This window comes from Caballeronia udeis (assembly GCF_001544555.2).
GTDB classification, from domain to species: Bacteria; Pseudomonadota; Gammaproteobacteria; order Burkholderiales; family Burkholderiaceae; genus Caballeronia; species Caballeronia udeis.
This window is the reverse complement of record NZ_FCOK02000020.1, coordinates 23,772-41,570: the sequence shown is the minus strand read 5'-3', so window position 1 is coordinate 41,570 and position 17,799 is coordinate 23,772. Positions and strand designations below refer to the sequence as shown.

At 61.4% G+C, this 17,799-nt stretch carries 16 protein-coding genes; 13 read left to right on the top strand and 3 right to left on the bottom strand.

Translation table 11 applies throughout. The annotated features are described in order from the left end of the window. The first annotated feature begins 67 nt into the window (after window positions 1–67). Window positions 68–1,756, top strand: a complete 1,689-nt coding sequence (locus AWB69_RS16240) for a phospholipase C (RefSeq protein ID WP_062086445.1) — start codon at window positions 68–70, stop codon at window positions 1,754–1,756. A gap of 118 nt (window positions 1,757–1,874) precedes the next feature. After that, window positions 1,875–3,317, top strand: coding sequence for a cytochrome-c peroxidase (locus AWB69_RS16235; protein WP_082913433.1), 1,443 nt, complete (start codon window positions 1,875–1,877; stop codon window positions 3,315–3,317). Window positions 3,318–3,326: 9 nt separating this feature from the next. Here the strand turns inward: AWB69_RS16235 and AWB69_RS16230 are convergent, their stop codons facing one another. Next, on the bottom strand, window positions 3,327–5,279 hold the full coding sequence (locus AWB69_RS16230; RefSeq protein WP_062086441.1) for a PhoX family protein: 1,953 nt from the start codon (window positions 5,277–5,279) through the stop codon (window positions 3,327–3,329). 380 nt (window positions 5,280–5,659) lie between these two features. Beyond that, the gene (locus AWB69_RS16225) at window positions 5,660–6,025 is read right to left on the bottom strand and encodes a winged helix-turn-helix transcriptional regulator (RefSeq protein ID WP_062086439.1); all 366 of its coding nucleotides are present in this window, start codon (window positions 6,023–6,025) and stop codon (window positions 5,660–5,662) included. A 97-nt stretch (window positions 6,026–6,122) separates the two neighbouring features. Between AWB69_RS16225 and AWB69_RS16220 the strand changes: the two genes are divergently transcribed. The 9 genes from AWB69_RS16220 (at window position 6,123) to speB (ending at window position 13,813) form a co-directional block, all read left to right on the top strand. Continuing rightward, on the top strand, window positions 6,123–6,872 hold the full coding sequence (locus tag AWB69_RS16220) for an SDR family NAD(P)-dependent oxidoreductase (protein ID WP_062086437.1): 750 nt from the start codon (window positions 6,123–6,125) through the stop codon (window positions 6,870–6,872). 350 nt (window positions 6,873–7,222) lie between these two features. Further along, complete coding sequence (locus AWB69_RS16215; RefSeq protein WP_062086435.1) at window positions 7,223–8,080, top strand: transporter substrate-binding domain-containing protein; 858 nt, start codon at window positions 7,223–7,225, stop codon at window positions 8,078–8,080. 25 nt (window positions 8,081–8,105) lie between these two features. Further along, the gene (locus AWB69_RS16210; RefSeq protein WP_062086433.1) at window positions 8,106–8,768 is read left to right on the top strand and encodes an amino acid ABC transporter permease; all 663 of its coding nucleotides are present in this window, start codon (window positions 8,106–8,108) and stop codon (window positions 8,766–8,768) included. A 7-nt stretch (window positions 8,769–8,775) separates the two neighbouring features. Next, window positions 8,776–9,429 carry an amino acid ABC transporter permease gene (locus tag AWB69_RS16205; RefSeq protein ID WP_062086431.1) on the top strand — a complete coding sequence of 218 codons (654 nt, stop codon included), beginning with the start codon at window positions 8,776–8,778 and terminating at the stop codon, window positions 9,427–9,429. Next, a complete protein-coding gene (locus tag AWB69_RS16200) occupies window positions 9,426–10,229 on the top strand; it encodes an amino acid ABC transporter ATP-binding protein (RefSeq protein ID WP_062086429.1) in 804 nt (267 codons plus the stop codon). The genes AWB69_RS16205 and AWB69_RS16200 overlap by 4 nt, the downstream gene beginning before the upstream one ends. Then, on the top strand, window positions 10,229–11,476 hold the full coding sequence (locus AWB69_RS16195; protein ID WP_062086427.1) for a M20 family metallo-hydrolase: 1,248 nt from the start codon (window positions 10,229–10,231) through the stop codon (window positions 11,474–11,476). Before AWB69_RS16200 ends, AWB69_RS16195 begins: the two co-directional genes overlap by 1 nt. A gap of 25 nt (window positions 11,477–11,501) precedes the next feature. Continuing rightward, window positions 11,502–12,194, top strand: coding sequence for a DUF1989 domain-containing protein (locus AWB69_RS16190; RefSeq protein WP_062086425.1), 693 nt, complete (start codon window positions 11,502–11,504; stop codon window positions 12,192–12,194). A gap of 148 nt (window positions 12,195–12,342) precedes the next feature. Beyond that, window positions 12,343–12,864, top strand: coding sequence for a helix-turn-helix domain-containing protein (locus AWB69_RS16185; protein WP_062086585.1), 522 nt, complete (start codon window positions 12,343–12,345; stop codon window positions 12,862–12,864). Between the two features lie 10 nt (window positions 12,865–12,874). Continuing rightward, window positions 12,875–13,813, top strand: a complete 939-nt coding sequence (speB, locus tag AWB69_RS16180; protein WP_062086423.1) for an agmatinase — start codon at window positions 12,875–12,877, stop codon at window positions 13,811–13,813. Between the two features lie 6 nt (window positions 13,814–13,819). On the opposite strand, the gene AWB69_RS16175 is transcribed toward speB, so the two are convergent. Beyond that, a complete protein-coding gene (locus AWB69_RS16175; RefSeq protein WP_062086421.1) occupies window positions 13,820–15,127 on the bottom strand; it encodes an MFS transporter in 1,308 nt (435 codons plus the stop codon). A gap of 191 nt (window positions 15,128–15,318) precedes the next feature. Here AWB69_RS16175 and AWB69_RS16170 point away from each other — a divergent pair, with 191 nt between their 5' ends. After that, window positions 15,319–16,059, top strand: a complete 741-nt coding sequence (locus AWB69_RS16170) for a GntR family transcriptional regulator (protein WP_062086419.1) — start codon at window positions 15,319–15,321, stop codon at window positions 16,057–16,059. Window positions 16,060–16,118: 59 nt separating this feature from the next. Further along, window positions 16,119–17,795, top strand: a complete 1,677-nt coding sequence (gene mdcA / locus AWB69_RS16165) for a malonate decarboxylase subunit alpha (protein WP_062086417.1) — start codon at window positions 16,119–16,121, stop codon at window positions 17,793–17,795. Window positions 17,796–17,799 lie beyond the last annotated feature (4 nt).

Here is a 17,799-nt window from a genome sequence, read left to right as displayed (position 1 = left end):
CGCACCCGTCCCCCAAAGGCCACGCGGCCACACAAGCACTGCCACAACGACATCGGGAGCTTCACACATGTTTCGTCGAGCCTTAATGGTTGGCGTACCCACTGCAGCAATGGCTATCGGCCTATACGCCTGCGGCGGTGGCAACAACAGCAATCCCAGTTCGTCGCAATCCATCCAGAACCGGATCGCGACGGCTACCCCCATCAAGCACGTAGTCGTGATCTATAACGAGAACGTCTCGTTCGATCACTACTTCGCGACGTATCCGAACGCAGCGAACCCGGCAGGCGAGCCGGCGTTCACTCCGGCAGCGGGCACGCCGGCGGTGAACGGTCTTAGCGGCACGTTGCTGACAGCGAACCCGAACTTCACGAACACGGCCAACGGCACGGGCGCAGCCAATCCGTTCCGCCTGGACCGGACGCAAGCCGCGACCTCCGACCAGAACCACGCGTACACGGCTGAACAACACGCCTACGACAACGGCGCGGCCGACCTCTTCCCGAAGTTCACGGGTAAGGGCACGGCAGGCGGCGCAGGCGCATTCGGTACCACAGGCCAGGTCATGGGCTACTTCGACGGCAACACGGTCGGCGCCCTCTGGAACTATGCGCAGAATTTCGCCATGAGCGACAACGCGTACACGTCGACCTACGGTCCGTCCACGCCGGGCGCACTCGAAGTCGTGTCGGGCCAGACCAACGGCCTGCAAGTGATCAAGTCGAGCGCAGGCGGCCCGGTCACCGCGACGAACACGGGTTCGTACTTCGTGAACGACGGTCAGGGCGGCTTCACGCTGATCAACGACGTCGATCCGGCGAACGACACGTGCTCGAGCACGACCGACACGGCGATGATCGCAGCCAAGAACATCGGCGACTTGCTGAACGCGCAAAACATCTCGTGGGGCGGCTTCATGGGCGGCTTCAATCTGTCGACCGTGAACAGCAACGGCACGACGGGTTGCAAGCGCAGCACGTTGTCGCCAGTCGTGGGTCAGGCAACCGCCGACTATATCCCGCACCACAACTGGTTCCAGTACTTCGCATCGACCGCCAACCCGACGCACGCACGTCCGAGCTCGACGGCAGTGATCGGCTTGTCGCTTGAAGCGGATGGCAAGACGCCGGAACCGGCGAACCACCAGTACGACACCGACGACTTCTTCGCAACGGTCAAGGCCGGCAACTATCCGTCCGTCAGCTTCATCAAGGCGCCGGCGTTCCAGGATGGCCACGCAGGTTATTCGGATCCGCTCGACGAGCAGGCTTTCACGGCGAAGATCGTCAACTTCCTGCAGCAACAGCCGGACTGGGCAACCACCGCTGTGATCGTGGCCTGGGATGACTCGGACGGCTGGTACGACCATGCCTTCGCAGTGCCGAACTCGTCGTCGTTCGACGCAGTTGCCGATCAGGTGAATGGCGCCGGCACGTGCGGCACGGGTACGGCTCCGCTGGGTGTGAAGGGTGCGCCGGTGAATGGCCGTTGCGGTCCGGGCACGCGTATCCCGTTCGTCGTGATCTCGCCGTGGGCCAAGGTGAACTACGTGGACCACACGCTGATCAACCAGGCTTCGGTGGTTCGCTTCATTGAAGACAACTGGCTCAACGGTGCGCGTCTCGGTGGCGGTTCGTTCGACGCAACTGCCGGCAGCATCAACAACATGTTCAACTTCAGCGGTTCGGGCAAGAACCCGACGGTCTTCATCGATCCGAACCTGGGTACACCGGTCGCATCGGTTCCCACCATCTGATTGTTACCTGAACACCCGCGTCGGATCACTGACGCGGGCGGTAAGGTTCTTGCTGCGTCGCCGCCGGGCAATTGAGCCGGCGGCGTTTTTTCAATGCTGCCCCTGCTTCCTGGTCAACATGCCGCACACCGTCATACCCCCGGTAACGCCCGCCGCAGGCGAGAAGCCACGCTTGAAGCCACGCTTCCCCCGCCCGAAACACATCTTGCTCGGATGCATCGCCGCCGTGGTTCTCGGCGCCGCCGGATTCAGCGCATGGGCCGTAGCCTTCCCCTCGCAAGTACCGGCCCGCGTGGGCGCCATCGTGGAAGACCTGACGGGTGCCAACCCGAATCCTGTTGTCCTCTCCCGCCCGCCGGTCGCCCCGTTGAGCGCGGTCGCGCAACTCGGCCAGAAGATTTTCTTCGACGAGTCGCTGTCCGCTTCCGGGAAACAGTCGTGCGCGACCTGCCACAGCCCGGACCATGCCTATGGCCCGCCGAACAAACTCTCCGTGCAGTTGGGCGGACCGCACATGACGCTGGAAGGCTACCGTCCGCCGCCTTCCCTGATGTACCTGTACCTGCAGCCTAACTTCAGCATTGGACCCGATGCCGGCGAAGCCGAAGCTCCGGCCGATTTAGCCGCCCTCGCGTCGCAGGCCGCCGGAACCGCCAAGGCGCAAAAGAACGCGGGCGTAGCGCCCGCAGCGCCGGCTATGGTGCCGCAAGGCGGTCTCTTCTGGGACGGCCGCGCCGATACGCTGCAGGAACAAGCGTCCGGCCCGATGCTCAATCCCGTGGAAATGGCCAACACCAGCGAAGCCGACGTCTCCGCAAAATTGCAGCGCACGGCCTACAAGGACGACTTCACGAAACTGTTCGGCCCGGCTATTTTCCAGAGCAGGGAGCTCACCATCTCCGAGGCCATGTTTGCAGTTGCGCGCTACCAGGTCGAAGAACAGTCGTTCCACCCGTACACCAGCAAGTACGACTACTGGCTCGAGGGCAAGGCGCGGCTCTCGAAAGCGGAGTTGCATGGCTTGCGCCTCTTCAACGATCCCGACAAGGCCAACTGCGCCGGCTGTCACTTGTCCAAGCCCAGTCCCGACGGCGTGCCGCCGATGTTCACCGACTACCAGTACGAAGCGCTCGGCGTACCCCGTAACACCACGCTGGCGGAGAACCACGATCCGAAGTTCTTCGACATGGGCGTGTGCGGCCCCTTCCGCACCGACATAAAGGACCAGACGCAGTATTGCGGCATGTTCCTCACGCCCACGCTCCGGAACTCCGCGACGCGGCAAGTGTTCTTCCATAACGGCGTCTATCACTCGCTCGACGACGTCATGGCGTTCTACAACGACCGCAATACCGCGCCGGAGAAGTTCTATCCGAAGGGCGCCGACGGCAAGGTCAACAAGTACGACGACCTGCCGCCGCAATTCCACGCGAACATCGACGTGACCGACGCACCGTTCGACCGCAAGTTCGGCGACAAGCCCGCAATGACCGATCAGGAGATGAAGGACATCATTGCGTTCCTGCATACACTGACCGACGGTTACAACAAGGGAAGCTGACTCGCTCGATCAGCCTTTGACGAGCTTGATGCTTGAGGTGTCCGCGGTCAGGTAACCGACCGTGGCGCCGAAGCGGTCCTTGAAGTTGTCCCGCACGAGCGGGTCCAGCGCGGCCTTCACCTTGTCGTGGACCGGGCTCTCCCAGTCGCCCGCATGCTGGAAGTTGCTCATGATGTAGGTCCAGCCGTTGATCTCGTCAACCGCATGAAGGCCGGTCGATTCCGCGCCGGCCGGACACGACAGCACGCGTGACAGCGTCTGCGTGTCCACGTTGTAGGCCCACAGGAAGTTGTTCACGTGCATGCCCGAATCTTCGCCAACGAAGAGCGTGCGCAGCTTCTCCGAGAACTTCAGGTTGTCCGGGTTCGCGATCTTGCTCGCGTTCGCGGTATTGCCGATCGCATCGGGCGTTGAGAGGTCTTCGCCTGTCAGCGCAGCCGGCGCGGCCATGTCGACCGGAACCCATTCGCTGTTGATCGCCGTACCGCTCGTATCCCGCTGCCCCGCTTTCAGGTTCAACGCATAGACCGCACCGGCGTTGATGGTTTTGTCGACGGCCACGTCCGTGGATGCCGCGTTGCCCTTGACCATCGACTTCTCGACGCGTGACATGGCGCTGTACACGATCTTGTCCTTCGCGTTGATCGTCGTGCCTTCAAGCTTCGTAAAGCCCATGCTCCCGCCAATATAGGCAGCGTAACGATGCGTCTCCAGGAACGCCGCCGCCTTCTCCATGCCCGGCTTGATGCGGATCCAGTTGAACGTGCCGTTGAAATTGATCTTCGTGAAGCTCGCGTCGAGAGGATCCCTGGTGCTCACGTCCATGATGTCCGGCGCTTTCAGCCTCGCTGCCATTGTTTCGATTTCCGCGCTCGCCGCGCTGCCAATCCTGATCCAGGTCAGGTTGGCCGAGCCCGCACCCGCAGACGATGTCTGCGTCCATTTCGCCACATACAGCGTGCCCGACGACAAGTCCTCCGCACGATCCGCGATGAACATGAAGAGGCCGCCGTTGGTCGCGTCGTCGCCCATCATGACGGTGCGTTTGTCCGGCATCACCTGCACCAGTTCGTGCGAGATGCGTCCAAGGTTGTAGTGTTTCTTGACGGTGCCCGTGCCGTCCGGGTTCACCGTGACTTCGGGGAGGTGACCGTAGTTGTACGGGTTCGCGCGGGTCGCATCGCCATAGAGGCTCGTGCTGAACACCTTGAACTGGCTGTTGGTCGCAATGGTCGTGGCGTCCGGCTCGTACTCCTCGCTCGACAGGTGCGTGTTCCACGGCGACAGGCTCGCGCCGCACGTGATCCACAGACCATTCGCCTTCGACGTATCCACGTTGTGATACTTCACGAGCGTGAGTTTGCCGGTCGTCTGGTCCTGGTCGAGCGTAAGGACCGCGATAGGCGAAGGCAACTGTCCATACGCCGACGCGAGGCTCTGGTCACGCGTCGCATATTCGAACTGGACGACTGCGAATACGGCCTTTCCCTTGATACCGGCAACCGTGGGTTTCGCGAGTGACAGCAGCGACGTGCCGTCCGGGCAATCCGAGAAGAACTGGCGCTCCTTGCCCGGCACCGATTTGTCGATGACCGGCTGGTTGTTGATGTCGTAATAACCACCCGCGAGCGTCGTGCCGCCGCTGCCGTTCGGCACCATGTCACCGGTCACGAAGAACGGCTGGTAGGCGAGCTTGTACGCTTGCGTCGTGCCGTCGGTGTAGGTCACCGTGAGCGACGAGCGCACCGTGGTGGTCGCCATGGCGGCCGTGTCCTCCAGAGTCGGCGCAGCCATTGAAGCAAATGAAGCGGACTTGAACGATGCCGACGTGACCGGTGTGGTTGCGCTGTCGCCGCCGCAGCCCGCCAGCGTGGAAATGGAGAACGCGCCTAGAGGCAGCATGGGCGCGGTCACGAGCAGTTTGAGGGCTTTACGGCGCGATACGTTGGGCTGCTCTTGCATGTCGTCTGGTCCGGTTTTCTGTTGGGTGGGGGCCAGCGCACCCTGTCATTGAAACGCCTGAGCGTATGAGTCATGAGTTAAGGGGTACGCGGTGAAGGCGAATTGTAATTTTCATTAATGAAAGAAATATGACAGTAAATAGTATTGAATATGGAAGTTAATGCGGACGCGATTTGACGGCCGGTGGGATATCCGGTGTGACGCGCTATCAGAGGGAGAATTGCTGCGATGGGAGCGTTGCGGTTTGCGCGCAGCGATCCTGTGGGAGGCCACGCGACAAGGGTTTTATTATTCAGCCGCGCGAGTCGATTTAGCCGTGAGGGGCCGCCGCGATTCAAGCTGACTGGCGCCACGCATTCGCCGATCCATTCGCAACCGCCTTACCGTGCATCAGCGTCGGCCAAAGCCTGCCTGCGCAGGCTGATTCGTTCGACGTCAGCCATATGCTCAGTACCCCAAACACAAAGCGGACCCAACGCTTTCGCCAGAGAACGGCCGAAAGGAGTGAGCGAGTACTCGACCTTCGGCGGAATCTCCTTGTAGTCAGTGCGCTCGATAACTTCGTCCATCTGCAATTCCTTCAACTGCTGAATGAGCACTTTGTCGCTCACGCTTCCCACGGCACGCCTCAGTTCGCCGTATCGATGCACACCGTGCGCCAGATTAAACAGCACCAGCGGTTTCCACTTTCCACCAAGGATAGCCAGTGCGGCCTCAAGCCCGCAGGTGAAGGTAATCGTCGACATTCTGCCGCTCCTGGAGAGGGTACTTACCAAAAGGTAAATACTATACAAAGTAATAGCGCGGGTCTACGCTTCCTATCTCCTATCTCGGGAGGTACGCATGAACAGGCTTGACGGAAAAATCGCAGTGGTCACCGGCGGCAACAGCGGCATTGGATTGGCAAGCGCCAAACGCTTTGCAGCCGAAGGCGCGGAGGTCGTTATCGTAGGTCGTCGCCAAGAGGAACTGGACAAGGCACTCGAGGTGATCGGGCCCCGCGCGGTGGCTATTCAGGGAGACATTTCCCGGCTGGACGACCTTGAGCGTGTTTTCGCCACGATAGAGGCCGCGAAAGGACGCATCGACATACTGCTCGCCAATGCGGGAGTCGGCGACATGCAGCCTATCGGTTCGATCACCGAGGAATCGTTCGATCGCGTTTTCGGCGTGAATGTCAAAGGGACGCTGTTCACCGTCCAGAAAACACTGGCGATGATGAAAGCGGGCGGTTCCATCATTCTTACGGGATCGACGGCGGGTTCAACCGGATCGCCCGCTTTCAGCGTCTATAGCGCATCGAAGGCTGCGATCCGCAATTTCGTCAGGGGCTGGGCGGTGGACTTGAAGGGTACCGGCATCCGCGTGAACGTGCTTTCTCCGGGCCCGACCTCCACGCCGGGACTGCTCAATGGACTGGCTCGCTCGGGTCAGCAGGAAGCGATGATAGCGGGCCTGGTCGCCAAGACGCCTCTTGGCCGCATGGGCGACCCGGACGAAGTCGCGGCTGCCGCACTCTTCCTTGCGTCTGACGACAGCAGTTTCATGACCGGAAGCGAATTGAGCGTTGACGGCGGGTATGCACAGGTCTGAAGAGCTCGCGTCCAATGGCATGGAATGACTCACCTGATAGCGGTTACAAACCGCTATCTTTCAAGAACCGCGCGCGACACTCCTCTATCTATATAGGCGTGCCGCGCCCTCCGCGGTAGCCGTCTCCCAACCATCCCCAAGCGGACGGCCTCCTGCCGTTGTCTTGTGCATGGCGGCACTTTATCGGTGCCTTGTCTCTTTCAAATCCCACTCCGGTGCATGCCGGCCAGACCCAGACATCTCCCAACAAGCCCTCTTCATGTGGCACACTTCATGCATAGTGAATCTCATTCAAGTAACTTGAATACATTCACTAACCCCTCTTTGCGGCGTGGCCGCACGGGAGCATCATGCATAAGTCACTTCACAGGTTTGTCTTGTCGATGACCGGCGCGCTTGCGCTGTGCGCGTCAATTCCGGGGCACGCGCAAAGCGGCGACCTGCTCGCCCGCGTCAAGGCGAACAAGGAAATCACGGTGGGCACAGAGGCGCGATATGCGCCGTTCGAATCCGTTGAGAACGGCAAGATCGTGGGATATGACTCTGACCTGCTGCAATACGTGCTGAAGTCGGTGCCCGACGTCAAGCTCAAGCAACTCGACCTGCCGTTCCAGGGCTTGCTCCCGGGCCTCGACGCCAAGCGTTTTGACATGGTGATCACCGCCGTCACCGTCAACAAGGATCGGGCAGAACACTTTGCGTTCACACTGCCTATTGCCGATGCAACCGCAGGCGTCCTGGTGCGTTCGAATGAAGCTTCCATCAAGTCGCCCAATGACCTGAACGGCAAGATCGTCGGATCGCAAACGGGCTCGGCACAGTTGCAGGCGCTCATGGCGCTCGACAAGAACCTGAAGGCCGCCGGCGGTCCTGGCATCAAGCAGATCAAGCAATACGTCGCCTTCGACGAGGCTTATGCGGACCTGGCGGTCGGCCGCCTGGACGCGGTCGCGCAATCAGTCGCGAATCTTGGACCCTTGCTGAAATCCCGTCCGGGCGTGTTCACCGTGTTGCCGCAAAGCATTGGACCGAAGAGCTATTTCGCATGGGTCGCGCGCAAGGACGCGGACAGCGCAACGCTGCTCAAGCTTTTCAGCGACGCCATTGCCCGCGCGAATCATGACGGCACCATGAAGGCGCTGCAGATGAAGTGGTTCGGCACGACCATGGACGTCCCCGCCGACGCCATGCCCGCACCGTCGATGTAAGCAGCATCAAACCGCATCGACCGATATGAACCCACCCGATCTCCTCGCGCGTTGTCTCGGCTATCTGCCGCAACTGCTGGACGGCGCGATCACGACGCTATGTCTCTCAGCGGTCGCGGTGGCGTGCGGCTTCTTTGCGGGCATCTTCATCTACATGATGTCCGCAAGCAAAAGCCTCACGCTCGCCTCTGCTGCGCGGGTCTATGTGAGCCTCTTTCGCGGCACGCCGGTGCTCGCGCAATTGCTGGTGTTCTACTACGTGCCCTCGGGACTCGGATGGGCCATCCCCGGCGTGGCCGCGGCGGCAGTGGGTTTGTCGATGAATACAGCGGCGTATCAGTCGCAGATCCTGGGCACGGGTTTTCGCGCGATTCCGCGCGGGCAGGTCGAGGCGGCGCAGACCTTCAATCTCACGCGCCGCCAGACCTTGTGGCACGTGGAGATTCCGCAAGTCGTCGCGTTGACGCTGCCGGCGCTGGTGTCGGAGATGATCGACATAGTGAAGGCGTCCGCGGTGGTGTCGGTGATTGCGGTCACGGACCTGATGCGCGTCGGGCAGCAATTGTCTTCGGTCAGTTACCGGCCGCTCGAGGTTTATACGCTCGCGGCCTGCTTCTATCTCGCGATCACTTCGCTGCTGTCGCTTGCCGGCCGGGGTATCGAACGGCGCGTGGCGCGACGGGCCTGAGCCGACCATGAACAGTTTCCTCTCGCTCATTCCGCGTTTCGCCGAAGCCATCCTGGTGACGCTCGAGGTCAGCTTGCTCGCGGCCTTCACGGGTGCGCTGGCCGGCTTCGTGCTGAACGCGCTGCGGCTGCGGTTCCCGCGCTGGGTGGCGGCGCCTTATCGCGTCTATGTCTGGCTCGTGCGCGGTACGCCGTATCTGTCGCAACTTGTGATCGTCTATTTCGGCTTGCCGGTGATCGGCATCACCATGACCGCGGTGCAGGCCACCATTGTGTCGCTCGCGTTTTATTCGGCCGCGTACTTTGCGGAAATCTTTCGCGCCGGCTGGGCCAGCATTCCGCGCGGACATGGAGAAGCGGCTCGCGCGTTCGGCATCAGCCGATGGGCTGCGTTTCGCAGCATCGACATGCCACAGGCTATTGCATTCGCCATTCCCTTGCTCGCCAACCAGACCATTCTTGTCATCAAGGAAAGCGCCGTGGCGTCGATCATCACCGTGCCCGAACTGACCATGACAGCAAGCGACATAGTCTCGTCCACTTATACGTACATCGCTCCGTACGCGATGTTGATCGTGTGCTACTGGCTACTCACGCAATGCGTTGCCCTCGCTGCCCGATGGGCGCAGGCGCTGATTGCCCCTTCGCGGAAAACCTCATGAGTTCATTGCCCATTCTCGAACTGCGTGCCGTGGGTAAATCGTACGGTGCCAATCGCGTGCTCAAGGGCATCGATCTCGCGGTGACACGCGGCGAGATCGTCTCGCTGATCGGGCCTTCAGGGTCCGGCAAGACGACCGCGCTACGCTGCATGAACTTTCTCGAAGCCTACGATGAAGGCGAAGTGTGGATCAAAGGCCAGTTGCTCGGTTATCGCTCGGCAGGTCGTTCGGACCGTGATCGCGATAGTGAAAAGAGCATCGCGGAAGTGCGTCGGCCCGTGTCCATGGTGTTCCAGCAATTCAATCTCTGGCCACACATGACCGTGCTGGGCAACGTGGCCGCGCCGCTGGTGTTATCGAAGAAAGCGAGCAAGGCCGATGCTCATAAACAGGCGCTGGCGGCGCTGACGCGTGTTGGCCTCGCAGAAAAAGCCGATGCCTATCCCGCGTCCCTGAGCGGCGGTCAGCAGCAACGCGTGGGAATCGCGCGCGCATTGGCGATCGAGCCCGAAGTGATGCTCCTCGACGAACCGACTTCCGCGCTCGATCCCGAACTGGTGGAAGAAGTATTGAGTGTGATCCGATCCCTGGCGCAAGACGGCATGACGATGGTCATGGTCACGCACGAAATGAGCTTTGCCGCCAAGATTTCGGACCACGTGGTGTTCATGGAAGCCGGGCGGATAGTGGAGGCGGGGCCGCCTGAACAGATCTTCGGCAACACCCGCACGCCACGCCTGCAGCAGTTCCTGAAGCCGTGGTTCGATCGCAGCCTGACATCTGTCACGGGGGTCGCGTGATGTTGGACGGCGCATTCAAGACCGCCTCTCATATCGACGCATCACGTCTGCTCGAATCGATCGAGACGCTTGCTCGCTTCGGTGCGCGTGCAGACGGCGGCGTGGATCGCCCGGCGCTGTCTCCTGCCGATATCGAAGCACGGCGTTTCCTGATCGATCGTGCCGCCGCACTCGGCTGCACAGTCCGTACCGACGCTTGCGCGAACCTGTTTTTTCGACGCCCCGGTCTGGAGGGCCTGCCGCCGGTGATGACCGGCAGCCATGTCGATACCCAGCCGACAGGCGGCAAGCTCGACGGCTGCTACGGCGTGCTGGCCGGCTTCGAATGCCTTGCCGCGCTCAACGATGCCGGTATCCGTACGCGCCGCCCGCTCGAAGTGGTGGCATGGACCAACGAAGAAGGCACGCGCTTTCAGCCTGGCGCGATGGGGTCGAGCGCGTTCGTCGATCCGGCATTGATCGAGCGCTACGGGCAGGCGAAGGACAGCGATGGTATCTCGCTCGACAGCGCGCTCGCCGCACATCGCGAAGCGTTTCCGTTACTCCAGACACGCGTTGTCGAGAAGGCTGCGCACGCGTTCATCGAATTGCATATAGAACAAGGACCCTTGCTGGAACTCGCCAATGTTCCTCTGGGCGTAGTCACCGGCATCCAGGGCGTGCGGTGGTACGCAGTGCGCTGCCAGGGCGTCGCTGCACACGCGGGCACCACACCCATGCACGCTCGCCACGACGCCATGACGCTCGCTGTCGCCGTCCGCGCGGAGATCGACACGCTCGCTTGCCGGCTAGGCGGCGGCGATACCCGCATCACCTTCGGACGCTGGACCGTCGTGCCGAACTCGATCAACACGATTGCATCGGAAGTCACGTTCACCATTGACTTCCGTCACCCGGACGCGGCTGTACTCGACGCTTTCGATCGCCAGCTTGCGGACTGCGTGAGCCACCATGCGGTGACATTGGAAGCGCTGTTCATCCACCCACCCGTGGACTTTGCACCGGCCGTGATCCAGCGCGTAGCCGATGCATGCGAAGCACTCGGCGCGCCTTCACTACGCATCACCTCAGGCGCATTCCACGACGCCATGTATCTCGCGAAACATTGCCCGAGCGCGATGCTGTTTGTCCCGAGTCGCGACGGCATCAGCCACAACCCGCTTGAAGCCACCGACGACGATCACCTCGTACTGGGCGCCCGCGCATTGGCGCATTGCCTGGTTCACCTCTGCAACGAAGCACCTTGAAAACGATCTGACTGAAGGAGTCACCATGAGCACGCCGCACGTTGAACATCATCACGACAACAGCCATGCGCTTGGCGAAAACGCCACGCTGCGCGAACCCATTTCCGCCGATGGCACACCGGAGATCGGCAAGACCTATACCGTGCCTGCGCGCAATGGCCGCGCGGTCAAGATACAGTCGGGCCAGACGATCCGTATCACGAACACGCACGGCACCCAGGTGTGCGATACGTGGATCTTCAATGCGACTCACCTCGACGAATTCCTGTCGTTCGAACACGCTCGCGCGTCGCTTGACAAGGTGATTCCGCAAGCCGGCGATCCGTTGATGACCAATCATCGCCGGCCGATTGCTGAGCTGGTCACGGACACATCGCCGGGCGTGCACGACACGCTGATGGCCGCGTGCGATCTGTACCGCTACAAGAACCTGGGCGTGGCCGGTTATCACGACAACTGCGCGGACAACATGCGGCTCGCGCTGAAAGCGATCGGCCTGCGCGCTCGCGAAGTGCCGCAACCCTTCAACCTGTGGATGAACATCCCGATCAGGCCGGACTATTCGATCGAATGGCTTGCGCCGGTATCGAAGGCGGGGGATTACGTGGAGATCAAGGCGTTGATGGATTGCGTCGTGGTCATGTCTGCTTGCCCGCAGGATATTATTCCGATCAACGCGTTGAATCCGTTGGAAGTCGAGTTCACGGTGCTCGCGTAGATCCCCTACTTTTAGGAAGAACCTTCCGGTGGCCACAAAAAAAACCGCAGCACGCAAACCAGCGAGCCCGCGCCGGGCCGCGAGCAAGCCGCCCGAGGTTCAGCCCGATCCGTCCGCCACGCTCGGCGTGCGTCTGAAACACGCGCGCATGGTCAAGCAGTTGACGCTGAAAGCGCTCGCGGCGGAGGTGGGTTGCTCGGAGAGCATGTTGTCCAAACTCGAGGGCGGCCACGCGCAACCCTCGCTTGCGACATTGCACAAGATCGCGCTGGCGTTGTCGACCAATGTGGGCGCGCTCGTCTCGGGACCGGACATCAATACGTCGCCTGTGCAGCGCGCGAACGAGCGTCCCACCACGGAGTTTCCGTCAGCCGGCAAGCGTCTTTCGATCATGCTGGAACGGGTGATCGTGCCCGCTTCGGGGCAATTGCTGCAAAGCGATATCCACGTGATCGAACCGCTTGCAAGCAGCGACGAGCAGATCAGCCACGCCGGTGAAGAACTGGGTTACGTGATCGAGGGCCAGTTCGAACTGACGCTGGGCGATGAATGTTATCTGCTGCATGCGGGAGATACCTTCTATTTCCCCAGTACCGTTCCGCACAGTTATCGCAACCCCGGCAAGACCGTTGCGCGTGTGCTGTGGACCAATACACCGCCTACTTTCTGACGAGAACATCATGCCCGGCACCGATCGAAGCCAGATGGCGTTACCCCGCTTTAGCGGCATCCCGACCTTCATGCGCGTGCCGTACTGCACGGATATCAATGAACTCGATATCGTGCTGGCCGGCGTGCCGTTCGATGGCGGCGTGACTGCGCGTCCGGGTGCGCGGTTTGGCCCGCGCGAGATCCGCAACATGTCGAGCATGACGCGCGCGATCCATCACGTGACGCGTTTCAATCCCTTCGATGTGTGCCGCGTGGGCGAAATAGGCGACGTCCCGTTCACCGACCTCTATCATCTCGAACGTTCGCACGAGGACATCCGACGGTTCTTTGAACCGGTGTTCGCGGCCGGCAAGATTGCCTTGAGCGCGGGTGGCGATCATTCGATTACCTACCCGATCTTCCAGGCGATGGCGCCGAAGCGGCCTGTTGGCATGGTGCATATCGATGCGCACACTGACACATGGGATAGTTTCAAGGGGTCGAAATTCACGCACGGCGCGCCGTTTCGCCGCGCGGTGGAAGCGGGCTTGCTGGACCCAAAGCGAACCATCCAGATTGGCATTCGCGGTGCGCAGAATTCCGACGAGGGCTGGCGTTATTCGCTCGAAAGTGGCATGCGTGTGGTGTTTATCGAAGAATTCGAGGCCCTCGGTGTGGGCGCGATCATTGACGAAGCGCGTAAGGTCGTGGGCGATGGCCCGACATATCTTTCACTGGATGTGGACGGCCTGGATCCGGTCTACACGCCGGGTACAGGCACGCCTGAAATAGGCGGGCTGACAACGCGTGAAACGCTGGCGCTGCTGCGCGGACTGGATGGTTTGAACTGGGTCGGCGGCGACGTCGTGGAAGTGTCGCCGCCTTATGATCCGAGCGGTAATACGGCGCTTGTCGCCGCCACGCTCATGTACGAAATCTTGTGTCTGCTGGCGCGGCGCTTCGAGTAAAAGTCTTTAACTTGGCAGGTCCTGCCCCTTCGTTTCCGGCGCGAACGGGATCACCGCCAGCCCGATCACGAACGCGATGGCGGTCAGCGCGATAGGCACGCCGAGCGTCTTCATGTGCAGCACCATCGCGCCAATCCCGAAGTTCACGATTGCCCCGAAGAAGCGTCCTATCGATGTGCAGAACGCAAACGCCGTCGCTCGCACGCGGGTCTCGAACTGCTCCGGCAGCCACAAGCTGAACAACGCGAAGTTGCCGCCGAAGAAACCCAGCACCACCAGCAACGCGATGAACGGCACCAGCCCGTTCTCCAGATAGAAGGCCCAGCCGAACGCCAGCGCGATCGATCCCGCCATGCCCACGAAGTACACCGCCAGCGTGAGTTTTCGGCCGATACGCTCGGCCATTGGCGGCAACGCGAGACAGCCGATGATCGTGCCTATCGACAACAGCCCTGTCGCGATAGATGCGGTCCGGGATGCATCCGCCTTCGTCATGCCGGCTTTCGTCGCAAGCTGAATGACCGCCGACGGTTCATACACCGCGCCCGCCCACAAGCCGATGATCGCCACGGTGAGCAACACGGTCGCGACGATGGTGCGTTGCCGGTACTGCGCCGAGAAAATCGCACGCAGCGAACTGGCCTGCTTGACCACGGTCGCTTCGACCTTCTGCCACTTGTCGGTTTCCTTCACGCGCAACAACACGACGATAGATACGATCACCGGCACAATGCCGACGAGGAACATCGCGCGCCAGCCGAAGGTCGCACCGATCGTATAGTTAAGCGCGGCGGCCATGAAGAAGCCCGCGTAATACCCGGTCTGGAGATACCCTGCGCCCATCTTGCGGCGATCCTCCGGCCACGCTTCCGCCACGTAGGTGCCGGCGAGCGCCCACTCCCCGCCAATACCCACACCCGCAAGAAAACGATAGATGCCCAGCTCCCACACCGTATGCGAAGTCGCGGCAAGCCCTGTAAAGATCGCGAAGGTGAAGATGGTCGCGGCGAGCACCTTGGTGCGCCCGAAGCGGTCGGCGAGCGGGCCCCAGATGAACGACAACCCCCAACCCACCAGGAATAGTGCGAAGAGAATTGATCCTGCCAGTCCGACATTCGCGGGCGTAGCCGCGTAGCCGGACTTCGGCAGCAGTTCGGTCAGCGCGGGCGCCAGCACCAGTGCATAGATGAACGAGTCCATGCCATCGAGCGTCCAGCCGGCCCAGGCACCCCAGAAGCCTACGATCTGTGTCCGGTTGAGTGGCGTGCGCTTGCGCCGGACGGCGCCTATCGAACGTTCCAGCGTACTTGGCATGACTGTCTTCCTGGTAGATATAAACCTGGTGTGACCCTGATATGAACAACGCCCGCTGTTCGCAAATTGGGGCGTCTGCGTTAAAGCACCGGGTTTGCCTTACAAGCCCTAAAAGTGCATTTTCATATATAATATTTGAAAATGAGCTGTTGACCACTCCGCACTTGTACCTAGCTTCGGTAGGAACAAACATGAAAAACGAGCTGAATCTCCCGTTTCGCGAGGCGCAATTCGAGCCGCGCCAGAGCACGTCGCGCTATATAGCGGACGCGTTGCGCGTGGCGATCGTGGAAGGCACGCTGTTGCCGGGTGAACCGCTGCGCCAGGACGCTATTGCCAGGCAGTTCTCCGTCAGCGCCATTCCTGTGCGCGAGGCGTTCAGGCAACTGGACAGCGAGGGCTGGGTCACCATTGAACAGAATCGCGGCGCGTCGGTCAGCCTGCAATCGGCCGATGAAGCCCGCGAGATCTACGAGATCCGAGCGTCGCTGGAGAGTCTGGCTATCGGCATCGCAATCGAGCGCCATACCGATGCAACGCTGGCCGAGGCGCGCCGGTTGCTGGAGGCCGCGGCCAACGAACAGGACCAGGCGCTCTATGTCGTGCGCAATGAGCAGTTCCACATGAGCCTGTACGCGCCCGCTGAGCGGCCTCACCTGATGGAGCTGATTGGGACGATGCATCGGCGGGGCGAGCGTTATCTGCGGCTCAAGTTCGGCATGCCCACGTTCAAGGGACAGTCCGACGCCGAGCACGAAGCCATTCTCGACGCACTGCATGCGCGCGATACCGAAGCGGCGCAAACACTGGTCGCACGCCATCTGCTCGCGACCGGCGAACTGGTTTTTCGTTTTCTCCACGACGCTCAAATGCAGGCCCAGGCCACGCAGCCGAAGAAGCGTCGCCGTCCTTCCACTGCGCGGTCAGACTAAGCGCTGCTGCCGCTCTCCTGATTTCGTTCCGCTGATCCCGCTCAACACCGAGGCCCCGCATGAATCCTCCCGCACAAACCGACACCGCCCCAGCGCCGCGCCAGTGGAACACGCGCGCGCTGGAAAAGGCCCGGCGCCTGAAGGCTATCGAAGGCTGGCTCGACAACGGCGTGCTCAAGGCGGAACGCATTGTCGACGCCCTCGAAACGCTGATTCAATCCGGGGACCGTGTCGCGCTCGAAGGCAACAACCAGAAGCAAGCCGACTTTCTTTCGCGCGCATTCGCGAAGCTCGATCCGGCGCGCGTGCATGACGTGCATCTGCTGATATCCAGCATCAGCCGGCCCGAGCACCTGACGCTGTTCGAACGCGGCATCGCGCGCAAAGTGGACTTCTCGTTTGCGGGCCCGCAAAGTCTGCGCGTCGCGCAGTTGCTCGAAGACGGGCAGCTCGAGATTGGTGCGATCTATACGTATATAGAACTGTATGCGCGCATGTTCATCGACCTGACGCCGCAAGTCGCGCTGGTCTGCGCGGTGCAGGCCGATCGGCACGGCAATCTGTACACCGGCCCTAACACCGAGGACACGCCGACTATCGTCGAAGCAACCGCGTTCCGTCATGGCATTGTGGTGGCGCAGGTGAACGAGATTGTCGACGAATTGCCGCGCGTCGATATCCCCGGTTCGTGGGTTGATGTCGTCGTGCAGGCAGACCGGCCGTTTGCGGTCGAGCCGCTGTTCACGCGCGATCCGCGTCATATCGGCGAGTTGCAGATTCTCATGGCAATGATGACCATTCGCGGCATCTACGAGCGTTATGGCGTGACGGCACTGAACCACGGCATTGGCTTCGACACCGCCGCGATCGAATTGCTGCTGCCCACTTATGGCGCAGCGCATGGGCTGAAGGGCAAGATCTGCACGCACTGGGCACTCAATCCGCACCCCACGCTGATCCCGGCCATCGAGAGCGGCTGGGTCGAAAGCGTGCATTGCTTCGGCAGCGAAGTGGGCATGGAGGATTACATTGAAGCGCGCTCGGACGTGTTTTTCACGGGTCGCGACGGCAGCCTTCGATCAAACCGCGTGCTGTGCCAGCTCGCGGGGCAATACGGCGTGGATCTTTTCATAGGCTCGACGTTGCAGATGGACGCCGACGCGAATTCATCGACGGTCACGCTCGGCCGCCTTGCCGGATTCGGCGGTGCGCCGAACATGGGACACGATCCGCGCGGCCGCCGTCATTCGAGCGCGGCGTGGTTATCGCTGATGAAAAACGATGGGCCAAACAGCGCGATCGGACGCGGGCACAAGCTCGTCGTGCAAACCGCCGAGACCTTCAAGAAGGGTGGCGAGCCGACTATTGTCGACGCCCTCGACGCGATCGCCGTCGGCAAGCAAAGCAACATGCCGATAGCCCCGGTCATGATCTACGGCGACGACGTGAGCCACGTCGTGACCGAAGAAGGAATTGCGTATCTGCATGCTGCCGAAGGCGTGGAAGAGCGCCGTGCGGCGTTGAGTGCCGTGGCGGGGGTGACACCCGTCGGCATGCGCGCCGACCCCGCCAAGACCGCGGAATTGCGGCGTCGTGGCATTGTTGCGTACCCGGAAGATCTCGGCATCCGCCGCGGCGAAGCGAAGCGCTCGTTGCTGGCGGCACGGAGCATCGACGATCTGGTCGCGTGGTCAGGCGGGCTGTATCAGCCGCCCGCAAAATTCCGCGGCTGGTGAAACG

Excerpts from the sequence above, each read along its gene's own strand:
- AWB69_RS16240 (WP_062086445.1), top strand. The coding sequence starts at position 68 with ATGTTTCGTCGAGCCTTAATGGTTGGCGTACCCACTGCAGCAATGGCT.
- AWB69_RS16235 (WP_082913433.1), top strand. The coding sequence starts at position 1,875 with ATGCCGCACACCGTCATACCCCCGGTAACGCCCGCCGCAGGCGAGAAG.
- AWB69_RS16230 (WP_062086441.1), bottom strand. The coding sequence starts at position 5,279 with ATGCAAGAGCAGCCCAACGTATCGCGCCGTAAAGCCCTCAAACTGCTC.
- AWB69_RS16225 (WP_062086439.1), bottom strand. The coding sequence starts at position 6,025 with ATGTCGACGATTACCTTCACCTGCGGGCTTGAGGCCGCACTGGCTATC.
- AWB69_RS16220 (WP_062086437.1), top strand. The coding sequence starts at position 6,123 with ATGAACAGGCTTGACGGAAAAATCGCAGTGGTCACCGGCGGCAACAGC.
- AWB69_RS16215 (WP_062086435.1), top strand. The coding sequence starts at position 7,223 with ATGCATAAGTCACTTCACAGGTTTGTCTTGTCGATGACCGGCGCGCTT.
- AWB69_RS16210 (WP_062086433.1), top strand. The coding sequence starts at position 8,106 with ATGAACCCACCCGATCTCCTCGCGCGTTGTCTCGGCTATCTGCCGCAA.
- AWB69_RS16205 (WP_062086431.1), top strand. The coding sequence starts at position 8,776 with ATGAACAGTTTCCTCTCGCTCATTCCGCGTTTCGCCGAAGCCATCCTG.
- AWB69_RS16200 (WP_062086429.1), top strand. The coding sequence starts at position 9,426 with ATGAGTTCATTGCCCATTCTCGAACTGCGTGCCGTGGGTAAATCGTAC.
- AWB69_RS16195 (WP_062086427.1), top strand. The coding sequence starts at position 10,229 with ATGTTGGACGGCGCATTCAAGACCGCCTCTCATATCGACGCATCACGT.
- AWB69_RS16190 (WP_062086425.1), top strand. The coding sequence starts at position 11,502 with ATGAGCACGCCGCACGTTGAACATCATCACGACAACAGCCATGCGCTT.
- AWB69_RS16185 (WP_062086585.1), top strand. The coding sequence starts at position 12,343 with ATGGTCAAGCAGTTGACGCTGAAAGCGCTCGCGGCGGAGGTGGGTTGC.
- speB (WP_062086423.1), top strand. The coding sequence starts at position 12,875 with ATGCCCGGCACCGATCGAAGCCAGATGGCGTTACCCCGCTTTAGCGGC.
- AWB69_RS16175 (WP_062086421.1), bottom strand. The coding sequence starts at position 15,127 with ATGCCAAGTACGCTGGAACGTTCGATAGGCGCCGTCCGGCGCAAGCGC.
- AWB69_RS16170 (WP_062086419.1), top strand. The coding sequence starts at position 15,319 with ATGAAAAACGAGCTGAATCTCCCGTTTCGCGAGGCGCAATTCGAGCCG.
- mdcA (WP_062086417.1), top strand. The coding sequence starts at position 16,119 with ATGAATCCTCCCGCACAAACCGACACCGCCCCAGCGCCGCGCCAGTGG.